This window comes from Rhizobacter sp. SG703, from assembly GCF_012275445.1.
Taxonomy (GTDB): domain Bacteria; phylum Pseudomonadota; class Gammaproteobacteria; order Burkholderiales; family Burkholderiaceae_C; genus Rhizobacter.
In genome coordinates this window covers 584948-606171 of record NZ_JAAZQK010000001.1, presented here as the reverse complement: position 1 = coordinate 606171, position 21224 = coordinate 584948, and the positions used below count along the sequence as shown (strand labels likewise).

Annotated in this window: 19 protein-coding genes; 11 read left to right on the top strand and 8 right to left on the bottom strand. The window is 66.7% G+C overall.

The genetic code is table 11. The features are described 5' to 3' along the window. Together FHT26_RS02610 and FHT26_RS02605 are read left to right on the top strand one after the other, a co-directional pair. Positions 1 to 1677 carry an NAD+ synthase gene (locus FHT26_RS02610; RefSeq protein ID WP_168558598.1) on the top strand — a complete coding sequence of 559 codons (1677 nt, stop codon included), beginning with the start codon at positions 1 to 3 and terminating at the stop codon, positions 1675 to 1677. A 32-nt stretch (positions 1678 to 1709) separates the two neighbouring features. Further along, a complete protein-coding gene (locus FHT26_RS02605) occupies positions 1710 to 2048 on the top strand; it encodes a P-II family nitrogen regulator (protein ID WP_047511820.1) in 339 nt (112 codons plus the stop codon). A gap of 69 nt (positions 2049 to 2117) precedes the next feature. On the opposite strand, the gene FHT26_RS02600 is transcribed toward FHT26_RS02605, so the two are convergent. Genes FHT26_RS02600 through FHT26_RS02575 form a run of 6 tightly spaced genes read right to left on the bottom strand, consistent with a single transcriptional unit; the run spans position 2118 to position 5465 of the window. Then, positions 2118 to 2711, bottom strand: a complete 594-nt coding sequence (locus tag FHT26_RS02600; RefSeq protein ID WP_168558597.1) for an LOG family protein — start codon at positions 2709 to 2711, stop codon at positions 2118 to 2120. Then, complete coding sequence (locus FHT26_RS02595) at positions 2708 to 3088, bottom strand: diacylglycerol kinase (protein ID WP_047511825.1); 381 nt, start codon at positions 3086 to 3088, stop codon at positions 2708 to 2710. The genes FHT26_RS02600 and FHT26_RS02595 overlap by 4 nt, the downstream gene beginning before the upstream one ends. A gap of 43 nt (positions 3089 to 3131) precedes the next feature. Continuing rightward, positions 3132 to 3671 (bottom strand): RDD family protein, encoded by a 540-nt coding sequence (locus FHT26_RS02590; protein ID WP_168558596.1) that lies wholly within the window; start codon positions 3669 to 3671, stop codon positions 3132 to 3134. Further along, positions 3668 to 4444: a DUF3106 domain-containing protein gene (locus tag FHT26_RS02585; RefSeq protein ID WP_349238072.1), complete on the bottom strand. Its 777-nt coding sequence runs from the start codon at positions 4442 to 4444 to the stop codon at positions 3668 to 3670. The genes FHT26_RS02590 and FHT26_RS02585 overlap by 4 nt, the downstream gene beginning before the upstream one ends. 11 nt (positions 4445 to 4455) lie before the next feature. Then, positions 4456 to 4902, bottom strand: a complete 447-nt coding sequence (locus tag FHT26_RS02580; protein WP_082541881.1) for a DUF3619 family protein — start codon at positions 4900 to 4902, stop codon at positions 4456 to 4458. Further along, a complete protein-coding gene (locus FHT26_RS02575) occupies positions 4899 to 5465 on the bottom strand; it encodes an RNA polymerase sigma factor (RefSeq protein ID WP_056808476.1) in 567 nt (188 codons plus the stop codon). The genes FHT26_RS02580 and FHT26_RS02575 overlap by 4 nt, the downstream gene beginning before the upstream one ends. Before the next feature lie 256 nt (positions 5466 to 5721). Between FHT26_RS02575 and FHT26_RS02570 the strand changes: the two genes are divergently transcribed. From FHT26_RS02570 to pbpG, 7 genes are all read left to right on the top strand, one after another. Further along, the gene (locus tag FHT26_RS02570) at positions 5722 to 7500 is read left to right on the top strand and encodes an acetolactate synthase 3 catalytic subunit (RefSeq protein ID WP_168558595.1); all 1779 of its coding nucleotides are present in this window, start codon (positions 5722 to 5724) and stop codon (positions 7498 to 7500) included. Between the two features lie 166 nt (positions 7501 to 7666). Continuing rightward, on the top strand, positions 7667 to 8158 hold the full coding sequence (gene ilvN / locus FHT26_RS02565; RefSeq protein ID WP_056808480.1) for an acetolactate synthase small subunit: 492 nt from the start codon (positions 7667 to 7669) through the stop codon (positions 8156 to 8158). A 57-nt stretch (positions 8159 to 8215) separates the two neighbouring features. Further along, positions 8216 to 9232 (top strand): ketol-acid reductoisomerase, encoded by a 1017-nt coding sequence (gene ilvC / locus FHT26_RS02560; RefSeq protein ID WP_047511841.1) that lies wholly within the window; start codon positions 8216 to 8218, stop codon positions 9230 to 9232. A 140-nt stretch (positions 9233 to 9372) separates the two neighbouring features. Further along, entirely contained in the window at positions 9373 to 10197 is an 825-nt protein-coding gene (gene pssA, locus FHT26_RS02555; RefSeq protein ID WP_056809191.1) for a CDP-diacylglycerol--serine O-phosphatidyltransferase, read from the top strand. A gap of 198 nt (positions 10198 to 10395) precedes the next feature. Next, the gene (gene leuA / locus FHT26_RS02550) at positions 10396 to 12090 is read left to right on the top strand and encodes a 2-isopropylmalate synthase (protein WP_168558594.1); all 1695 of its coding nucleotides are present in this window, start codon (positions 10396 to 10398) and stop codon (positions 12088 to 12090) included. 34 nt (positions 12091 to 12124) lie between these two features. After that, positions 12125 to 13666 carry a 2-isopropylmalate synthase gene (locus FHT26_RS02545; RefSeq protein WP_168558593.1) on the top strand — a complete coding sequence of 514 codons (1542 nt, stop codon included), beginning with the start codon at positions 12125 to 12127 and terminating at the stop codon, positions 13664 to 13666. A 165-nt stretch (positions 13667 to 13831) separates the two neighbouring features. Next, complete coding sequence (gene pbpG, locus FHT26_RS02540; protein WP_490362761.1) at positions 13832 to 14857, top strand: D-alanyl-D-alanine endopeptidase; 1026 nt, start codon at positions 13832 to 13834, stop codon at positions 14855 to 14857. Positions 14858 to 14899: 42 nt separating this feature from the next. Here the strand turns inward: pbpG and FHT26_RS02535 are convergent, their stop codons facing one another. Both FHT26_RS02535 and hpnD read right to left on the bottom strand, forming a co-directional pair. After that, positions 14900 to 15667, bottom strand: coding sequence for an IclR family transcriptional regulator (locus FHT26_RS02535; RefSeq protein WP_168558591.1), 768 nt, complete (start codon positions 15665 to 15667; stop codon positions 14900 to 14902). Positions 15668 to 15735: 68 nt separating this feature from the next. Continuing rightward, complete coding sequence (gene hpnD, locus FHT26_RS02530; protein WP_168558590.1) at positions 15736 to 16584, bottom strand: presqualene diphosphate synthase HpnD; 849 nt, start codon at positions 16582 to 16584, stop codon at positions 15736 to 15738. 201 nt (positions 16585 to 16785) lie between these two features. Here hpnD and FHT26_RS02525 point away from each other — a divergent pair, with 201 nt between their 5' ends. Beyond that, positions 16786 to 17922: an efflux RND transporter periplasmic adaptor subunit gene (locus FHT26_RS02525; RefSeq protein WP_168558589.1), complete on the top strand. Its 1137-nt coding sequence runs from the start codon at positions 16786 to 16788 to the stop codon at positions 17920 to 17922. A 22-nt stretch (positions 17923 to 17944) separates the two neighbouring features. Further along, on the top strand, positions 17945 to 21124 hold the full coding sequence (locus tag FHT26_RS02520) for an efflux RND transporter permease subunit (RefSeq protein WP_168558588.1): 3180 nt from the start codon (positions 17945 to 17947) through the stop codon (positions 21122 to 21124). Positions 21125 to 21224 lie beyond the last annotated feature (100 nt).

The window sequence follows — 21224 nt, the reverse complement described above, 5'->3', positions numbered from 1 at the left end:
ATGGCATCAAACACGAGGGTTCGCGTCGCGCTGGCGCAGATCAACGCCACGGTCGGCGACCTGGCCGGCAATGCACGCAAGATCGTCGAGAGCGCGCGGCGTGCGCATGCGCAGGGGGCGAGGGTGGTGCTGACACCCGAGCTCAGCCTGTGCGGCTACCCGCCCGAAGACCTGCTGCTGCGACCGGCCTTCATGCAGGCGTGCGCACAGGCGCTGGCCGAGTGCGCGGCGGCGCTGGCGCCGCTCGAAGGTCTGCATGTGGTGGTCGGGCATCCGCATCAATGGGGTGAGCACGGCGATGTTAGGTCGAAGTCGATGGCCGTGCAGCAGCGCTTCAATGCGGCCTCGGTGCTGGCCGGGGGACGCGTCGTCGCCACCTATTGCAAGCGCGAGCTGCCCAACTACCAGGTGTTCGACGAGCGCCGCTATTTCGCGTCGGGCCGCGACGCCGGGCTCGACCCGGTGGTGTTCGAGGTCGATGGGCTGCGCTTCGGCATCAACATCTGCGAGGACGCCTGGTTCGACGAGCCGGCGCAGCGGGCGAAGGCGGCCGGCGCCGATGTGCTGTGCGTGCTGAACGCCTCGCCGTTCCACCTCGGCAAGCTCGAAGAGCGCGAATCGTGGATGGCCGCGCGGGTGCGCAGTACCGGCATGCCGCTGCTGTACGCCCACCTCACCGGCGGGCAGGACGAAGTGGTGTTCGACGGCGGTTCGTTCGCGCTCGACGGGCAGGGCGCGGTGGCCGCGCGCGCGCCGATGTTCGAGGAGGACCTGCTGCTGGTCGACTTCGACGCAGCCGGGCAGCCGTCGGGCCCGGTGGCGCCGGTGCCGGAGATCGACGCCCAGGCCTGGGCGGCGCTGGTCACCGGCGTGCGCGACTACGTCGGCAAGAATGGCTTTCCCGGCGTGCTGATCGGGCTGAGCGGCGGCATCGATTCGGCGCTGGTGCTGGCGGTCGCGGTCGATGCGCTCGGCGCCGACAAGGTGCGCGCGGTGATGATGCCGTCGCCATACACCGCCGACATCTCCTGGATCGACGCGCGCGACATGGCCGGGCGGCTGTCGGTGCGCTATGACGAGATCTCGATCGTGCCGATGTTCGAGGCGTTCCGCGCCAGCCTCGCGAGCGAGTTCGCCGGCCGGCCCGAAGACGCGACCGAAGAGAACATCCAGGCCCGCGTGCGCGGCACGCTGCTGATGGCCTTGTCGAACAAGTTCGGATCGATCGTGCTGACCACCGGCAACAAGAGCGAGATGGCAACCGGCTACTGCACGCTGTACGGCGACATGGCCGGCGGCTTCGCGGTGATCAAGGACGTCGCGAAGACGCTGGTCTACCGGCTCGCGAACTGGAAGAACGCGCAAGGGCGCGAGGTGATTCCCCAGCGCATCATCACGCGGCCGCCGTCGGCCGAGCTGCGCCCGGACCAGAAGGATCAGGACAGCCTGCCGCCCTACGAGGTGCTCGACGCGATCCTGCAGCGCTACATGGAAGACGACCAGGGCATCGAGCAGATCGTTGCGGCCGGCTTCGACCCGGCCGACGTCGAGCGGGTCACGCGGCTGATCAAGGTCAACGAATACAAGCGCCGCCAGTCGCCGGTGGGCATCCGCATCACCCACCGCGCGTTCGGGCGCGATTGGCGATACCCCATCACATCGAGGTTCCGCGCTTAAACTACGTCGATCCCATCCCTTCGGAGACCGCCATGAAACAGATCACCGCGATCGTGAAGCCGTTCAAGCTCGAGGAAGTTCGCGAAGCCTTGGCCGATGTCGGCGTGACCGGCCTGACGGTGACCGAGGTCAAGGGTTTCGGCCGCCAGAAGGGGCACACCGAGCTGTACCGCGGCGCCGAGTACGTCGTCGACTTCCTGCCGAAGGTGAAGGTCGAGGTCGTGGTCAAGGATGGCGACGTCGACCGCTGCATCGACGCGATCGTCAAGGCCGCGAAGACCGGCAAGATCGGCGACGGCAAGATCTTCGTGACGGCGGTGGAGCAGGTCGTGCGCATCCGCACCGGCGAGACGGACGAAGCGGCCGTCTGAAGCACGCTTGCACCGGAATGGGGCCCGCCGCGAGCGGGCCTTTTTCATGGGCCGGTTTTTCCTCGAGCGTCAGATCGACCGATAGTCGTCGGGCCGGTGCGCCGTCGCGGCGAGCGACGCGAGCTGCGTCAGCAGGGCGGCGGCATCGTCGCCGACGTTCAGCAGTTCGTGCTGCGCCGTCGACAGGAAGCCGCTGTCGATGGACCGGGCGAGGAAGGCCAGCAGGTCGTCGTAGTAGCCGGCGACATTGAGCAGCCCGATCGGCTGGTCGTGGTAGCCGAGCTGGCGCCAGGTCCAGACCTCGAACAATTCCTCGAAGGTGCCGATGCCGCCCGGCAGCGCCAGGAACGCGCTGGCGCGCTCGGCCATCATCTGCTTGCGCTGGTGCATCGTGTCGACCACGTGCAGCTCGGTCAGCCCGGTGTGGCCCAGTTCGCGCGACATCAGCGCCTGCGGGATCACGCCGACCGCCGTGCCGCCGGCCTCCAGCGTGGCGTCGGCGACCACGCCCATCAGGCCGGCGCGGCCGCCGCCGTACACCAGCCGCCAGCCGCGCTCGCCGATCAGCGTGCCGACGCGGCGGGCCGCGGCTTCATGGGCCGGGTCGGTGCCGCTGCGCGAGCCGCAGTAGACGCACAGCGAGAAAGGCGCGTGCGTGCTCATGGCATGAAGCGGTGCCACAGCGCCGCGAGCCAGATACCGCCGCACAGCATCAGCGACAGGAACACCGCAGCGCTGGCCAGGTCCTTGGCGCGCTTGGAGAGGTCGTGCAGTTCGAACGAGACCCGGTCGACCACCGCCTCGATGCCGGAATTCAGCAGCTCGACGATCAGCACCAGCAGGACCGATCCGGCCAGCAGCGCGGTCTCGATCCAGGTGCGGCCGAGCCACAGCGCGGCGGGCAGCAGGAAGACGGCGAGCCAGGTTTCCTGGCGGAAGGCGCTCTCGCCGTGGTAGGCCGTTTTCAGGCCTTCGATGGAGTAGCCGGTGGCGCGGATCACGCGTTCCAGACCGGTGCGTCCTTTGTAGGGATTCGTCATGGGCCGCGATTGTGCCCTGAGCCGATGACGGCCCGATGCGCGCTCAGGCAGGGTGCGCGGGAGGAACGGCAGGCGGGGTGGGCGGGACGTCGACGAGGCGGGTGCCGCACAGCGCGTCGTGCCAGAACTGGCGCTGCGGGTGCAGCAGCGCGAGCAATGCGTAGGCGACGATGCCGACGCCGATCGCGCCGAACATCTCCTTGCCGGCCCAGCCGTTCAGCCGCGCGAGCGCCCAGGCGGGCGCGATCCAGACCCAGCTGGCGAAGTAGCGGGCCAGCGCATGCCACTGCGACAGCGGCCGGCCGTCGGCCGCGACGACGCGGATGCGCCAGGTCTGCATCGGCAGCGTCTGGCCGCGGCGCGACCAGAACCAGGTGAAATAGAGGCCGTAGATGATGAAGGCGATGTAGCGCAGCTCCACGCCATGCTCACGGCCGGTGATGGCGACGAAGAGCGCGCCGATCGCGCCGGGGATCAGGCCGATGCCGAACAGGATCAGCGCCTCGTAGACGAAGCTGGCCATGCGGCGCTTCAGGCTGGGCGCGCGCAGCGGGGCGGCGGCCAGCGCTGGCGTCGAATTCATCGGTTCGGCTTGCCGGACGCCGGGGCCGACGCGGCGACCGAGCGGGTCGCGGCGGCCTGCGGTCCGCGCTTGGGCAGCAGCGTGGCGCTGTCGACGAGGCCGGGCGCCGTCGCGATCTTCGGCAGGCCGGTCTGCTGGTGCGCCGGCGGGGTGGGGCGCTTGGAGATCAGGTTGGTGGTCGCGCCCGGCTGCGCCTGCGCGACCGTCGGTGCGACGGCCTTCGGACGGGCCGCGTAGGCGGTGTTCGGAACGATGCTCGACTTGGCTTCCGACGCGTCGCCGTCGGGCTCCCTGCCGGCCTTGGCGGCGGGCGCCTTGTTCCCGGCACGGTCGGCCAGCTGCTTGCGCTGGTCAGGCGGCAGGGCCTTGTAGGCTTCCCACTGCGACTTTCGGTCCTGCGGCGCGACCTGCTGGGCTTCCTTGAAGTTCAGCCGGGCCTCGGCGCGCTCCTTCGGCGTCAGCTTGGCCCATTCGGCCATGCGCGACTGCACGCGGGCCTGCTCGGCCGGCGGCAAGCTGCCGAAGCGTTCCGAGATCTCGATCCACTTGCGGCGGCGCGGCGCATCGATGCTGTTCCAGTCGTGCTGCAGCGGCGCCAATGCATGCTGTTGTGCCGGGGTCAGCGACGACCAGGCGGGACCCGTCCCCGCTGCCGGCGGCGCTTGCTGCGACCAGGCCAGCCCTGCGCAGGCCAGCAATGCACCGGCCAGCAGCGGCACGAAGCGGTGGCGCAGCGCGGTTACGGCGGAGTCCTTGTCGAGGCGTCGAATCACGAGCGCCTCGTTCAGTCGCGGGGGGTCTTGAGGAATTCCACGAAGCCCGGATCGCTGTAGGCGTCCGGCGGCACGTCGTCGGACAGCAGGCTGGCGTCGATTTCAGCGGCGGCTGAAATCTGCGAGCTGCTGTGCCAGCGCTGGATCAGGATCAGGCCGGCGGCCAGCACGACCAGCGGCAGCACCGAAGCGATCTTGACGCCCCAGCCGCCCAGCAATGCGAGCGACGCGCCGGAGCGGGAGGTCGATCCGGCGGTTTCGGCCGCCAGCTTCGTGCGGGCGCGCTCGAGCGCCTGCTCGCGCGCGAAGCGCAGGCGTTCGGAAATATCGGGGGAAACGGCCTGCGATTGTTCGGTCAGGCGGGCGGACAGGCGAAGTGCGAAGCGGGTCTGGAGGGCGTCCAGTTCGGCGGCGGAGTGCGGTGCTGTCTGCGGTGCTGTCATTTGGCGGCTGTTCATAGTTCGATTCCCTTCGACTTGAGGGCGTTGGCCAGGGCATGCACGGCACGCGAGCAATGGGTCTTCACGCTTCCTTCCGAGCACCCCATCACGGCGGCAGTCTCGGCAACATCGAGTTCCTCCCAGTAACGCAGCAGAAACGCTTCCCGTTGACGCGTCGGAAGCTGGCTCACCTGCGCCTCGATGGCTAGCAGGATCTGAGCCCGGGAAACCGAATCGGCAGCGCTTTCAGTGGCGGGGGAGTCGTCCTGGACCGCCAGAGTTTCCAGCAAATCGAAATCCCCGTCGTCGCTTGCGGATTCGAATTCGGAGAAATTCCGTACCACCGCATTGCGCACCTTCTGACGCCGGAACCAGTCCATGGTGGCGTTCGACAGGATGCGCTGGAAAACCAGCGGCAGTTCCGCGGCCGGACGGTCGAAGTATTTCTCGGCCAGCCGGATCATCGAATCCTGGACGATGTCGAGGGCCGCATCGTCATCCCGCACGGCGTACACCACGCGCTTGAAGGCCCGTTTCTCGACGCTCTTGAGGAAATCGGAAAGTTCTTTTTCAGATGCCAAGGGAGATGTGCCTCGGGCCAGCCAGCCTGCCAAAACGGGGCGGATTATCTCACTGCCTCCCGGCAAGGCGTCCCCTTCGCCGGAGATCGATGCGAAGCGATGCCATAATCGCCCGTTGCACAACATTCCGGTCTTGACTCAGCTGCCCGACCACGGGCGTTGCAGTGTTTGACCGCGCAGGTACCACACCCGCCTCACGAGGGCGAGGAAAGGTGCACCGATGGTTTTTCGTCAGAGAAATTCACAAAGGTTCAACATGGACATGTCTGCCGCGGAAATCAAGCGTGCCGCTTCGGCACAACCGCACCCTTCTTCTCCCTCCACCGAGCCCAACGGCTCCGAAATCCTCGTCCGCTGCCTGCAGGCCGAGAACGTCAAGTTCCTCTGGGGCTACCCCGGCGGCGCCGTCCTCTACATCTACGACGCGCTATACAAGCAGGACACCATCGAGCACGTGCTGGTCCGCCACGAACAGGCGGCGGTCCATGCGGCCGACGGCTATGCCCGCGCCACCGGCAACGTCGGCGTCGCGCTGGTCACGTCGGGTCCGGGGGTCACGAATGCCATCACCGGCATCGCGACCGCCTACATGGATTCGATCCCGATGGTGATCATCACCGGGCAGGTGCCGACGCCGGCGATCGGCCTCGACGCCTTCCAGGAGTGCGACACCGTCGGCATCACCCGCCCGATCGTCAAGCACAACTTCCTCGTGAAGGACGTGCGCGACCTCGCGACCACGCTGAAGAAGGCATTCCACATCGCGCGCACCGGCCGGCCCGGCCCGGTGGTGGTCGACATCCCGAAGGATGTGTCGCAGAAGACCACCGCGTTCCACTACCCGCAGAGCGTCGAAATGCGCTCGTACAACCCGGTCCGCAAGGGTCACGGCGGGCAGATCCGCAAGGCGGTGCAGTTGCTGCTGGCCGCCAAGAGGCCTTACATCTACACCGGCGGCGGCGTCGTGCTGGGCAACGCGGCCGCCGAGTTGCGCGAACTGGTCAACCTGCTCGGCTACCCGTGCACCAACACGCTGATGGGCCTGGGCTCGTTCCCGGCCAGCGACCCCAAGTTCCTCGGCATGCTGGGCATGCACGGCACCTACGAAGCCAACATGACGATGCAGAGCTGCGACGTCCTGCTGGCGGTCGGTGCGCGCTTCGATGACCGCGTGATCGGCAACCCGAAGCATTTCGCGTCCGTCGAACGCAAGATCGTCCACATCGACATCGACCCGTCGTCGATCTCGAAGCGCGTCAAGGTCGACATCCCGATCGTCGGCGACGTGAAGGACGTGCTGCAGGAGTTGATCGCCCAGATCCGCGAAGCCCAGGCGCGCCCCGACGTGCAGGCGCTGTCGGCCTGGTGGGGCCAGATCAACGAATGGCGCAAGCGCGAGTGCCTGTCTTACAAGGGTAGCGCCGACGTCATCAAGCCGCAGTCCGTCGTCGAGAAGCTCTGGGAGCTGACGAAGGACCGCGACACCTACATCACGTCGGATGTCGGCCAGCACCAGATGTGGGCCGCGCAGTACTACCGGTTCGACGAGCCGCGCCGCTGGATCAATTCCGGCGGGTTGGGCACGATGGGCGTCGGGCTGCCGTACGCGATGGGCATCAAGCTCGCGAAGCCCGATGCCGACGTGTTCTGCATCACCGGCGAGGGCTCGATCCAGATGTGCATCCAGGAGCTGTCGACCTGCCTGCAGTACAAGACGCCGGTCAAGATCGTCTCGCTGAACAACCGCTACCTCGGCATGGTGCGGCAATGGCAGGAGCTCGATTACGGCGGCCGCTACTCGCACAGCTACATGGACGCGCTGCCGAACTTCGTCAAGCTCGCGGAGGCCTATGGCCACGTCGGCCTGCTGGTCGAGAAGCCGTCGGATGTCGAGCCTGCGCTGCGCGAGGCGATCAAGCTGAAGGACCGGACGGTGTTCCTCGACGTTCGCACCGATCCGACCGAGAACGTCTGGCCGATGGTCCAGGCGGGCAAGGGCATCAGCGAGATGCTGCTGGGGTCCGAAGACCTGTGACGTGCTGAACACCGGCCAGGGCGGCGCGTCACCGCGCGCCGTCGACCGCCGGTGGAATGCACGATCGCCGCTTCGACCATTCGAGGTTCAACTTTCCATCATCGATACAGCGTGGCCAAGGCCCGTCGGTTACCGCCGCCGGTCTGAAGAGCGCGCTCCAACGACCATGAAACACATCATTGCCTTGTTGCTCGAGAACGAACCGGGCGCGCTGTCGCGCGTCGTCGCGTTGTTCTCCGCCCGCGGATACAACATCGAGAGCCTGACGGTCGCGCCGACCGAGGATGCCTCGCTGTCCCGCATGACCATCGTGACCACCGGCTCCGACGAGGTGATCGAGCAGATCACCAAGCACCTGAACCGGCTGATCGAGGTGGTCAAGGTCGTCGACCTGACCGAAGGCGCCTTCACCGAACGCGAGCTGATGCTCATCAAGGTGCGCGCCGTCGGCAAGGAACGCGAAGAGATGAAGCGGATGGCGGACATCTTCCGCGGCCGCATCATCGATGTCACCGAGAAGAGCTACACGATCGAACTCACTGGCGATGCGTCCAAGCTCGATGCCTTCATCGAAGCGATCGACCGCGGCGCCATTCTCGAAACCGTGCGCACCGGCACCAGCGGGATCGGTCGCGGCGAGCGCATCCTGCGCGTCTGATCGTCTCGATCAATCCAATCACCCCGCAAGACTGAACTGTTTTTTTTGGAGAAGACCATGAAGGTTTATTACGACAAGGACGCTGACCTGAGCCTGGTGAAGGGCAAGAACGTCACGATCATCGGTTACGGCTCGCAGGGCCATGCGCACGCGCAGAACCTGAACGACAGCGGCGTCAAGGTCACCGTCGGCCTGCGCAAGGGCGGGGCCTCGTGGTCCAAGGCCGAGAAGGCCGGCCTGAAGGTCGCCGAGATCGCCGATGCGGTGAAGGCCGCCGACGTCGTCATGATCCTGCTGCCCGACGAACAGATCGCGTCGGTCTACAAGAACGACGTCGAACCGCACATCAAGCAGGGCGCCTCGCTCGCGTTCGCGCACGGCTTCAACGTGCACTACGGCCAGGTCGTGCCGCGCGCCGACCTCGACGTCTGGATGGTCGCCCCGAAGGCCCCCGGCCACACGGTGCGTTCGACCTACACGCAAGGCGGCGGCGTGCCGCACCTGATCGCCGTCTACGCCGACAAGACCGGCAAGGCGCGCGACCTGGCGCTGTCATACGCGGCGGCCAACGGCGGCGGCAAGGCCGGCGTGATCGAGACCAACTTCCGCGAAGAAACCGAGACCGACCTGTTCGGCGAGCAGGCCGTGCTGTGCGGCGGTGCCGTCGAGCTGATCAAGGCCGGTTTCGAGACGCTGACCGAAGCCGGCTACGCACCCGAGATGGCCTACTTCGAGTGCCTGCACGAGCTGAAGCTGATCGTCGACCTGATCTACGAAGGCGGCATCGCGAACATGAACTACTCGATCTCGAACAACGCCGAGTACGGCGAGTACGTGACCGGGCCGAAGATCGTGACAGACGAAACCCGCCAAGCCATGCGCCAGGCGCTGAAGGACATCCAGACCGGCGAGTACGCGAAGAGCTTCATCCTCGAGAACCGCGCCGGTGCGCCGACGCTGCTGTCGCGCCGCCGCCTGACGGCCGAGCATCCGATCGAGGTCGTCGGCGAGCAGCTGCGCGCGATGATGCCGTGGATCAAGAAGAACCGCCTGGTCGACCAGTCGAAGAACTGAACGGGCCGCCTGGGCGAAGCCTGCCGGAAAGGGCTGCACGCCGCGCGCGTGCGGCCCTTTTTCACAGGTGCGCTGCGGTATCCTCCACGCGATGAACATTTCCCCTCGGCCGCTGCGCGGTCCGGACCATGAGTGACGACGTGCACGACGGCGACCAACCCTTGCCCGACGCCGATGAACTGCCCGTGCGGCGGCGTCGCAAGGGCATCTACATCCTGCCGAACCTGTTCACGCTGGCGGCGCTGTTCGGCGGCTTCTATGCCATCGTGATGGCGATGAACGGCCAGTTCGAGCAATCGGCGATCGGCATCTTCTGCGCGATGGTGCTCGACAGCCTCGACGGCCGCGTCGCCCGCATGACCAACACGCAGAGTGCCTTCGGCGAGCAGATGGACAGCCTGTCGGACATGGTGTCGTTCGGCGCGGCGCCGGCGCTGATCGTCTACGAATGGGCGCTGAAGGGCCTGGGCAAGCCGGGCTGGATCGCCGCGTTCGTCTACTGCTCGTGCGCGGCATTGCGCCTGGCGCGCTTCAACACGAACCTGAAGGTGGTCGACAAGCGCTTCTTCCAGGGGCTCCCGAGTCCCGCTGCGGCAGCGCTGGTGATGGGCTTCATCTGGTTGATGAACGACCAGGGCTTCGTCGTCGACGAGGAGGGCGCTTGGCTGATCTGGACGGCGTTCGGCTTCACGCTGTATGCCGGCCTGACGATGGTGACCAACGTGCCGTTCTACAGCTTCAAGGACGTCAGCTTCAAGCGCTCGGTGCCGTTCATCGTGATCGTCGCGATCGCGCTCGGCATCTCGCTGTTCACCTGGCACCCGCCGCTGGTGTTCTTCGGGCTGTTCGTCATCTACGGCCTCTCGGGCTATGGCGTGTATGCCTGGAAGCGCAAGAAGGGCAAGCCGGTCAGCGTGATCGCCACCTCGATGGACGAGCCCGACGAAGAAGGCCTGCACCGTTGACCGCACGGCGAGGCATGCTACATTCGCACCCCATGACGTTCCGCACCACGATCACGCTAGCGCTATTCCTAGGAGTACCTCGGGTGCGCTGATCGTTCACGTCCATCGTTTTCGTCTCAACGGCCCGATTGCAACCTGCAGCGGGCCGTTTTGCTTTTCGGAGTGCAGGTTGCGCCACACGACTCTCAAGGGATCGCCATGCTGAAGCAACCGAACACCAAGTACCGCGCCTTCAAACCCGTCGCCTTGCCCGACCGCCGCTGGCCGGATGCCGTGCTGGCTCACGCGCCGATCTGGCTCAGCACCGACCTGCGCGATGGCAACCAGGCGCTGATCGAGCCGATGGATGTGCAACGCAAGCTGCGCATGTTCGAGATGCTGCTGCGCGTCGGCTTCAAGGAGATCGAGGTCGGCTTTCCGTCGGCCTCGCAGACGGATTTCGATTTCGTGCGGATGCTGATCGAGCAGGACCGCATCCCCGACGACGTGACGATCCAGGTGCTGACGCAGGCCCGCGAGCCGCTGATCCGCCGCACCTTTGAATCGCTGCAGGGCGCGCGCCGCGCGGTGGTCCACCTCTACAACGCGACGGCACCGGGCATGCGCCGCGTGGTGCTCGGCCTCGACGAGGACGGTGTCGTCGAACTCGCGACCGCGCATGCGCGGATGTTCAACGAATGCGCCGCGGCCCAGCCCGGCACCGACTGGCGCTTCGAGTACTCGCCCGAGACCTTCTCCGACACCGAGCTGCCGTTCGCGAAGCGTGTCGTCGACGCGGTGACGGCGGTGTGGCAGCCGACGCCGCAGCGCAAGTGCATCATCAACCTGCCGACCACCATCGAGCGTTGCACGCCGAACGTCTTCGCCGACATGATCGAGTGGATGCATCGCCACCTCGAGCGGCGCGATTCGATCGTGCTGTCGGTGCATCCGCACAACGACCGCGGCACCGGCACCGCGACCGGCGAACTCGCGCTGATGGCGGGCGCCGAACGCATCGAGGGCTGCCTGTTCGGCAACGGCGAACGCACCGGCAACGTCGACCTCGTCAACATCGCGTTGAACCTGTACACGCAGGGCATCCCGCCGGGGCTCGATTTCTCGGACATCGACGAGGTGCGCCGTTGCGTCGAGCATTGCAACCAGCTGCCGGTGCACCCGCGGCATCCGTATGCCGGCGACCTGGTCTACACCTCGTTCTCCGGCTCGCACCAGGATGCGATCAAGAAGGCCTTCGCGCAGCGCCAGCCGACCGACATGTGGGACGTGCCGTATCTGCCGATCGACCCGGCCGACCTCGGTCGTAGCTATGACGCGGTGATCCGCGTCAACAGCCAGTCGGGCAAGGGCGGGGTGTCGTACCTGCTCGAGACCGAGTACGGCGTGGAGCTGCCGCGCCGCCTGCAGATCGAATTCAGTGGCGTGGTCCAGCGCGTGATGGACGACAGCGGCAAGGAGCAGACGGCCGCCGACCTGTGGGCCGTCTTCTGCGGCGAGTACGGCATCGACGAAGGCGACGTGCGCTCGAACCTGCCCGCGATCACCGCGCAGGCGGGCGGCTCGGTTCGCCTGCATGGCGCGGTCCGCCTCGGCGACCGCGAGTTGCTGCTGGATGCCGATGGTGCGGGGCCGATCGACGCGTTCGTCAACGCGCTCAACGCGCACCTGGCCGCTACGGTGCGGGTGCTCGACTACCACGAGCATGCGATCGCCAGCGGTGCCGACGCACGCGCTGTCGCCTACCTGGAGCTTCGCGTCGGCGATGCAGCGACGCTGTTCGGTGTCGGCATCGATGCCAACATCGTCTCCGCGTCGTTGAAGGCCATCGTGTCGGGCCTGCAGCGCGCGCTGCGCCGCGGCGAACTCGCCTTCAAGGCCGCCGAGCTCGCCTAAGATCCATGCAGACCACCAGAACCGAGGAGTCCCCATGACCGACAAACTGATCATCTTCGACACCACCTTGCGCGACGGCGAGCAATCGCCCGGCGCCTCGATGACCAAGGACGAGAAGCTTCGCATCGCCCGGCAGCTCGAGCGCCTGAAGGTCGACGTGATCGAGGCCGGCTTTGCGGCGGCGTCGAATGGAGACTTCGAAGCGGTCAAGGCGATTGCCCAGGCGGTGAAGGACAGCACCATCTGCTCGCTGGCGCGTGCGAACGACCGCGACATCGCACGCGCCGCCGAGGCGCTGAAGGGCGGCAACTCGACGCGCATCCACCTGTTCCTCGCGACCAGCGCGCTGCACATGGAGAAGAAGCTGCGCATGACGCCGGACCAGGTGTTCGAGCAGGCGCGGCTGTCGACGCGCTTCGCGCGCAACCTGACCGGCGACGTCGAGTTCTCGCCGGAAGACGGCTACCGCTCCGACCCCGATTTTCTCTGCCGCGTGCTCGAAGCGGTGATCGCCGAAGGCGCGACGACGATCAACATCCCCGACACCGTCGGCTATGCGATCCCCGAGCTGTACGGCAACTTCATCCTGGACCTGCGCCAGCGGATCCCGAACGCCGACAAGGCGGTGTGGTCGGTGCATTGCCACAACGACCTTGGCATGGCGGTTGCCAATTCGCTGGCGGGCGTGAAGATCGGCGGCGCTCGGCAGATCGAGTGCACGATCAACGGCCTGGGCGAGCGTGCCGGCAACTGCTCGCTCGAAGAGGTCGTGATGGCGGTGAAGACGCGGCGCGACTACTTCGGCCTCGACCTCGGCATCGATGCGAGCCAGATCGTGCCCGCCTCCCGCCTGGTGTCGCAGACGACCGGCTTCGTCGTGCAGCCGAACAAGGCGGTGGTCGGCGCCAATGCCTTCGCCCATGCGTCCGGCATCCACCAGGACGGCGTGCTGAAGGCGCGCGACACCTACGAAATCATGCGGGCCGAAGACGTGGGCTGGTCGGCCAACAAGATCGTGCTGGGCAAGCTGTCGGGGCGCAACGCCTTCAAGCAGCGCCTGCAGGAACTCGGCATCGCGATGGAGTCCGAGGCCGACATCAACGCCGCGTTCGCGAAGTTCAAGGAACTGGCCGACCGCAAGAGCGACATCTTCGACGAGGACATCCTCGCGCTGGTGATGGACGAGGCGGTGATGGCCGAGAGCGAGCATTACCGGTTGCTCGCGCTGTCGCAGCACTCCGAGATGGGCGAGCGGCCGCACGCCACGATCGCCTTTTCGGCCGGCGGCGTCGAGCACCATGCCGAGAGCGATGGCAACGGCCCGGTCGACGCCAGTTTGAAGGCCATCGAATCCAAGCTGCAAAGTGGCGCCGAAATGCTCCTCTATTCGGTCAATGCCATCACGTCGGGCAGCACAGAATCTCAGGGCGAGGTGACGGTTCGACTGCAGCATGGTGGCCGCGTCGTCAACGGAGTCGGGTCTGATCCGGACATCGTGGTGGCTTCGGCCAAGGCCTACCTCGCGGCCATGAACAAGCTGCACAGCAAGAGCGAACGCGTCGCTGCCCAGGGATAAGTCGATCTGATGACTTTGTCACAGACCTGACAGACCCTAAGGTACAGAAGGAGAAAGGGCGCGTAAGTTTTTGATCTTGCGCGCTTTTTTTCTTTCACCTACACTCGCGCCAGCGGCTGTCAAGGGGTTGTTGTGGCAAAAATGATGCAAGTTTCGGTATCGGCGATGATTCGCGGTCTGGTCACGTTGATCACGGCAGTTGCACTCCCGTTGGCCGCAGTAGCCGCCGACGGCACCGTCAAACCCACCAAGCGCAAGGTCGCTGCCAGCGCCAAGGCCTCGTCGGTCAAGTCCAAGAGCGCTCGCAGCAAGCGCGTCCGCACTGTCGCCTTCGTACCGGCTCGCCCGTCGTTCGGCCAGATCGCCGGCCTGCACACCACGGTCGATCCGCTCGAACTGAAATCCAGCGTGGCCCTGGTGATGGACCAGGACACCAATGAAGTGCTGTTCAGCAAGAACTCCGCCGCCGTGCTGCCGATCGCGTCGCTGACCAAGCTGATGACGGCGGTCGTCGTCACCGATGCCCAACTGCCGCTGGATGAAACGCTGACGATCACCCAGGACGATGTCGATACCGAGAAGGGCAGCCGCTCGCGCCTGACGGTCGGCACCCAGCTGACGCGCGAAGAGATGCTTCACCTGGCGCTGATGTCGTCCGAGAACCGCGCGGCCCATGCGCTCGGGCGCCACTATCCAGGCGGACTCGATGCTTTCGTCGCCGCGATGAACCGCAAGGCGGTCGAACTCGGCATGAACGACACGCACTACGTCGAGCCGACCGGACTGTCCAGCCGCAACCAGTCGAGCGCGCACGACCTGGCGTCGCTCGTCAAGGAAGCGAGCACGCGTCCGTTGATCAGCGAACTGTCGACCTCGCCGGAATACCAGGTGATGGTCGGTCGGCGCATGCAGGCTTTCCACACCACCAACGGCCTGGTGCGCAGCCCCGAGTGGGAGATCGGCGTGCAGAAGACCGGCTACATCTCCGAAGCCGGTCGTTGCCTGGTGATGCAGGCCAAGCTGGCCGGTCGCAAGCTGATCATGGTGTTCCTGGATTCGGCCGGCAAGTATTCGCGGATCGGCGATGCGGAGCGCGTCCGCCGCTGGGTGAACCAGCTGGCACCGGTTCCGGCGGTGGTTGCGCCGGCGGCCACCACGGTGGTCCACGACGTGCCGAAGCTGACGTCCTGAGTTCCCGGCACTGAGCCCGGATGCCAATCCGGGTTTCTTTTTTCAGCTGCGATGCCCCAGCGCAGACGAGATCTGCGACGCGGTGGCCTTCAGCCGCTCGAGCCAGGCTTCTTCCAGCCGGTCCGCCGGCGCCGAGATCGACAGCCCCGCGACCAGCTTCCCCTGGTCGTCCAGGATGCCGGCGGCCATGCAGCGCACGCCCAGTTCCAGCTCTTCGTCGTCGCGCGCCGTGCCGTACTGCAGCACCTTCGACAGCTCGCGCTCCAGCGTGCCGACCTCGGTGATGCTGTTGCGCGTGTGCCCGGCGAGGCCGGTGCGGGTCGCATAGGCCCGCACGCGTTGCGGGTCGTCGTGCGCGAGGAACAGCTTGCCGACCGACGTCAGGTGCAGCGGGGCTCGCCCGCCGACCGCGCGGACCACCTGCATGCCGGAGCGTTCGCTGTAGGTTCGTTCGATGTAGACGATCTCGTCGCCCTGGCGCATCGACAGGTTCACCGGCTGGTGCGTCAGCTTGTGGAGTTCGCGCATCGGGCCGAGCGCGGCATCGCGCACGTCCAGGCGCGCCTTCACCAGGTTGCCCAGTTCCAGCAGCCGCATGCCGAGGCGGTAGCTGCCGGCCTCGGGCCGGTCGACATAGCGGCCGACCGTCAGGTCGTTGAGGATGCGGTGCGCGGTCGACGGGTGCAGCCCCGTCTGTTCGCTGATCAGCTTCAGTGAGATCGGATCCTGGTGGGACGCCAGCAGGTCCAGCAGCGAAAACATGCGCTCCAGCACCTGGATCGCCGGCGTCTGGCCCTCTTTGCTTTTCATCGCGGCACTCTCATTCAGTTGTCCGCCATTTTGCATGGCGAAAACTGACTTGACCAGCACCGCGCCCTTCAGCGGCCTTTCCAGTGGGTGCGTGCGGCGATCCACAGTTTGCGGATCGGCGTCAGCGACACGCGCTGGTGCAGCACCTGGAAACCGCCGGCCTCGATCTCGCGCAACAGCGTGCGGTAGATGTTGGCCATCATCAGCCCCGGCTTCTGGGTCACGCGGTCCGCGTCGGGCAGCAGCGCGAACGCCTCGTCGTAGCAGCGGTGCGCCCGTTCGGACTGGAAGCGCATCAGCGCGGTGAATCGTTCGCTGTAGCCCCAGGGCGCGTTGCGCTTCAGCAGCTCGTGGGCTTTCACGTCGAACTGTTGCAGTTCGGAGATCGGCAGGTAGATGCGGCCGCGGCGCGCGTCGTCGCCGACGTCACGGATGATGTTGGTCAACTGCATCGCCAACCCCAGCCTGTGGGCGTACTGCAGCGTCTGGTCGCTGCTGCGCCCGAAGATGCTGGCCGCGACCTCGCCGACGATGCCGGCCACCAGGTGGCAATAGCGCTGCAGCCCGGGGTAGTCGAGGTAGCGCGACTGCTCCAGATCCATCTGGCAACCCTCGATCACCGCGTTGAGGTGCTCGGCGCGGATGCCGAACTCGGCGGTCTGCGGCATCAAGGCCTGCATCACCGGGTGGCTGGCCTGCCCGGCGAACGCGCTGGCCACCTCCTTGCGCCACCATGCGAGCTTGGTGGCCGCGACCCCTGGGTCCTGCACCTCGTCGACGACGTCGTCCACCTCGCGGCAGAAAGCGTAGAACGCGGTGATCGCCGCACGGCGCGGCGGTGGCAGGAACAAGAAGGCGTAGTAGAAGCTCGAGCCGCTCTTGGCGGCCTTGTCCTGCACGTATTGCTGGGGCGTCATCGTCGGTCGTGATCAATTCAGCGCGCATTGTCGCCGTGTCCGCTCCGGCCGCTGATGACGCGTCGAAAGATGCCATCGACGGTTTGACACCTGGGATTCACCCGAATACATTACTGACCGGTCAGTCAGTTGTACCGTAACTGACGTCACCTCCCGATTCCAATTCTCCCGCCCCCGTCCACCGCCTCGAAGAGGATTCCGATGCGATCCACGCTGTTCATTGCCTTGGCCGGTGCGGCCGTCCTGGCTGCCTGCTCGAAGACCGAACCCGCCGCCGAGCCGGTGCGCGCGGTCCGCACCCTGACGATCACCAACGGAGCGGCGGGCGGCACCCGCGAATACGCGGCCGAGATCAAGGCGCGCACCGAATCGAAGCTGGGCTTCCGGGTCGGCGGCAAGATCACTCGCCGTTCGGCGAACGTGGGCGACACCGTCAAGGCGGGCCAGGTGCTGGCCCAGCTCGATCCGCAGGACCTGAAGCTCGCCCAGGAGTCGGCGCGCGCGGCGCTCGCCGCGGCGCAGACCAACCTCGAGCTCGCGAACGCCGACTACAAGCGCTACAAGGACCTGCGCGACCAGGGCTTCATCAGCTCGGCCGAGCTGGAGCGCCGCGACACCGCGCTGAAATCGGCGCAGGCGCAGTTCGACCAGGCGCGCGCGCAAGCCGGCGTGCAGGGCAACCAGGCCGCCTACGCGGCGCTGGTGGCCGATGCGAACGGCGTGATCACCGGCGTCGACGCCGAACCCGGCATGGTGGTGGCGGCCGGCACGCCGGTCGTGCGCCTGGCGCAGGACGGCCCGCGCGACGTGGTGTTCTCGGTGCCCGAGGACCACGTCGGCGACCTGCGGGCGCTGGCCCGCAAGCCCGGCGCGCTGAAGGTGCGCCTGTGGGGCAGCAACGAGGCGGTGTCCGCCTCGATCCGCGAGGTGGCCGCGGCGGCCGATGCCGCGACCCGCACGTTCCAGATCAAGGCCGACATCGGCGAGCTGCCGGCCCGCCTCGGCCAGACCGCCACGGTGCTGATCGAGCTGCCGCAGCAATCCGGCGTGGTGCGCCTGCCGCTGTCGGCCGTCACAGAGTTGCAAGGCCGCACGTCGGTGTGGCTGGTCGACAAGAATGCCCAGGGCGTGCTCAGCGTCAAGGCACAGCCGATCCAGGTGGGTGGTGCCGATGGCAACACCGTGGTGGTGGCCGGCGGCCTCGCGCCGGGGCAGATGGTGGTGACGGCCGGCGTGCACGTGCTGTCGCCCGGCCAGCAGGTGAAGCTGTACGTCGAGCCGACCGCGCAGAACGGCAATCCGGCTGCGATGGCGCCCGCCAGCGCGGCGTCCCACTGAGCCCCCGCGTCCGAGGCACCGCATGAGCCCCCAAGACAACCACGATGGCCACGCCGGCCCGCACGACGACGTGCCGAGCTCGCGTTTCAACATCTCCCGCTGGGCGCTGGAACACCAGCCGCTGACGCGCTACCTGATGGTGGTGCTGATGCTGCTGGGCTTCGTCGCCTACTTCCAGCTTGGCCAAGATGAAGACCCGCCGTTCACCTTCCGCGCGATGGTGGTGCAGGCCTTCTGGCCCGGCGCCACCGCGCAGCAGATGGCCGAGCAGGTCACCGACAAGATCGAGAAGACGCTGCAGGAAGCGCCGTACGCCGACAAGATCCGCAGCTACACCAAGCCGGGCGAGTCGCTGACCATCTTCCAGATCAAGGACAGCTCGCCGCCGAAGGAAGTCAACAACGTCTGGTACCAGACCCGCAAGAAGATCGGCGACATGCGTTCGACGCTGCCGTCGGGCGTGATCGGGCCGGCGTTCAATGACGAATTCGGCGACGTCTACGGCTCGATCTTCGCGCTGTCGGCCGACGGCTTCACCTACGAAGAGCTGCGCCAGCGCGCCGAGGAGGTGCGCCAGAAGTTGCTGAAGGTGCCCGACGTGGCCAAGGTCCAGGTGTTCGGCGCGCAGCCCGAGAAGATCTTCATCGAGATCTCTCAGAAGCGCCTGGCCTCGATGGGGCTCGACTTCAACCAGGTGATCGCCCAGCTCGGCGCACAGAACGCGGTCGAGGGCGCCGGCGTGCTGAACGCCGGCAGCGACAACCTGCAGGTGCGCGTGGGCGGCCAGTTCAACTCGGTCGACGAACTGGCGGCCTTCCCGATCCGTGCCACCAACGCCGGCACCGGCGTCGCGAGCACGCTGCGCCTGTCCGACATCGCGACCATCAAGCGCGACTACGTCGATCCGCCGGCCGTCAAGGTGCGCCACCAGGGCAAGGAAGTGATCGCACTCGGCATCTCGATGGCCAAGGGCGGCGACATCATCGAGCTCGGCAAGCAGCTCAAGCACCGCGTGGCCGCGATCCAGAAGGAACTGCCGATCGGCATCGAGCTGTCGCAGATCCAGGACCAGCCGTCGGCGGTGACCACGTCGGTGGGCGAGTTCGTGCACGTGCTGATCGAGGCGGTGGTGGTGGTGCTGGCGGTCAGCTTCATCAGCCTGGGTCTGCACACCCGCCCGCTGCGCATCGACGTGTGGCCGGGGCTGGTGGTGGGCATCACGATCCCTCTGGTGCTCGCGATCACCTTCGTCACGATGTTCTACTGGGGCGTCGGGCTGCACAAGATCTCGCTGGGCTCGCTGATCATCGCGCTCGGGCTGCTGGTCGACGACGCGATCATCTCGGTCGAGATGATGGTGCGCAAGCTCGAAGAGGGCTACGACAAGATGCGCGCCGCCACCTTTGCCTACGACGTGACCGCGATGCCGATGCTGACCGGCACGCTGATCACAGCGACCGGCTTCCTGCCGATCGGCATGGCCAGGTCGACGGTGGGCGAGTACACCTTCGCGATCTTCGCGGTGACCACCGCGGCGCTGCTGATCTCGTGGGTGGTGTCGGTGTACTTCGTGCCCTACCTGGGCGCCAAGCTGCTGCACAGCAAGTCGAAGGTGCACGAGGGCGAGCAGGCCCACGAGCTGTTCGACACGCCGTTCTACACGCGCTTCCGGCGCGCGGTGAACTGGTGCGTGAAGCACCGCTGGATCACCATCGGCCTGACCATCGGCACCTTCGTGCTCGGCCTGGCCGGCATGGGCAAGGTGCAGCAGCAGTTCTTCCCGGATTCGAGCCGGCCCGAGATCCTGGTCGACCTGTGGCTGCCCGAAGGCGCCACCATCCAGTCGAGCGAGGAACTGGCCAAGCGTTTCGAGGCCCGCATGCTGAAGGAGCCGGGCGTCGTCGACGTATCGATCTGGGTCGGCAGCGGCGTGCCGCGCTTCTACCTGCCGCTGGACCAGATCTTTCCGCAGACCAACGTCAGCCAGGTGATCCTGATCCCGAAGGACCTGCCGACGCGCGAATCGCTGCGCCTGAAGCTGCCGAAGATGCTGGCCGAGGAATTTCCGGACGCACGCGGCCGTGTCAAGCTGCTGCCGAATGGGCCGCCGGTGCCGTACCCGGTGCAGTTCCGCGTGATGGGGCCGGATGCGGCGCAGGCCCGTGCCTGGGCCGACAAGGCCAAGGACATCCTGCGTACCAACCCGAACATGCGCGGCGTCAACGACAACTGGAACGAGTCGGTCAAGGTGCTGCGCCTCGAGGTCGACCAGGACAAGGCGCGTGCGCTCGGCGTCACCAGCCAGGCCATTGCCACCGCGTCGCGCACCATCCTGTCGGGCAACACCGTCGGCCAGTACCGCGAGGCCGACCGGCTGGTCGACATCGTCGTGCGCCAACCGCTGGACGAGCGCAACGCCATCACCGACATCGGCAACGCCTACCTGCCGACGGCCAGCGGACGCTCGATCCCGCTGACGCAGATCGCGAAGGTCGGCTTCGCCTGGGAGCCGGGCGTGCTGTGGCGCGAAGGGCGCGACTATGCGGTGACGGTGCAGGGCGACGTGGTCGAAGGCCTGCAGGGCCCGACGGTCACGATGCAGGTGTGGCCCGAGCTCGACAGGCTGCAGAAGACCATGCCGGACGGCTACCGAATCGAGATTGCCGGCGCGGTGGAGGAGAGCAGCAAGGGGCAGGGCTCGATCGCCGCAGGCCTGCCGCTCGCGCTCTTCATCATGTTCACGCTGCTGATGCTGCAGCTGCACAGCTTCTCGCGCTCGATCCTGGTGTTCCTCACCGGCCCGCTCGGCATCGCCGGCGTGGCAGGCGCGCTGCTGCTGCTGAACCGGCCGTTCGGCTTCGTCGCACTGCTGGGCGTGATCGCGCTGATGGGCATGATCATGCGCAACTCGGTGATCCTGATCGACCAGATCGAGCAGGACCGCGCGCGCGGCGTGCCGGCCTGGGAGGCGATCGTCGAATCGGCGGTGCGGCGTTTCCGCCCGATCGTGCTGACGGCGGCGGCCGCGGTGCTCGCGATGATTCCGTTGTCGCGCAGCGTGTTCTGGGGTCCGATGGCGGTCGCCATCATGGGCGGGCTGATCGTCGCGACGGGGCTGACGCTGCTGGCCTTGCCGGCCATGTACGCCGCCTGGTTCCGCGTCAAACCGGCCGATGAGGAAAGAGCGGCCGCGAGCGGCTAAACTACGCGGTTTACCGAATCGCCTCAAAAGGGAAGCTTCGGCTTCCCTTTGTTTTCATTTGCTTGTGCAAGTGCCGTGCAAGCACTTGTGCAAGTGCCCG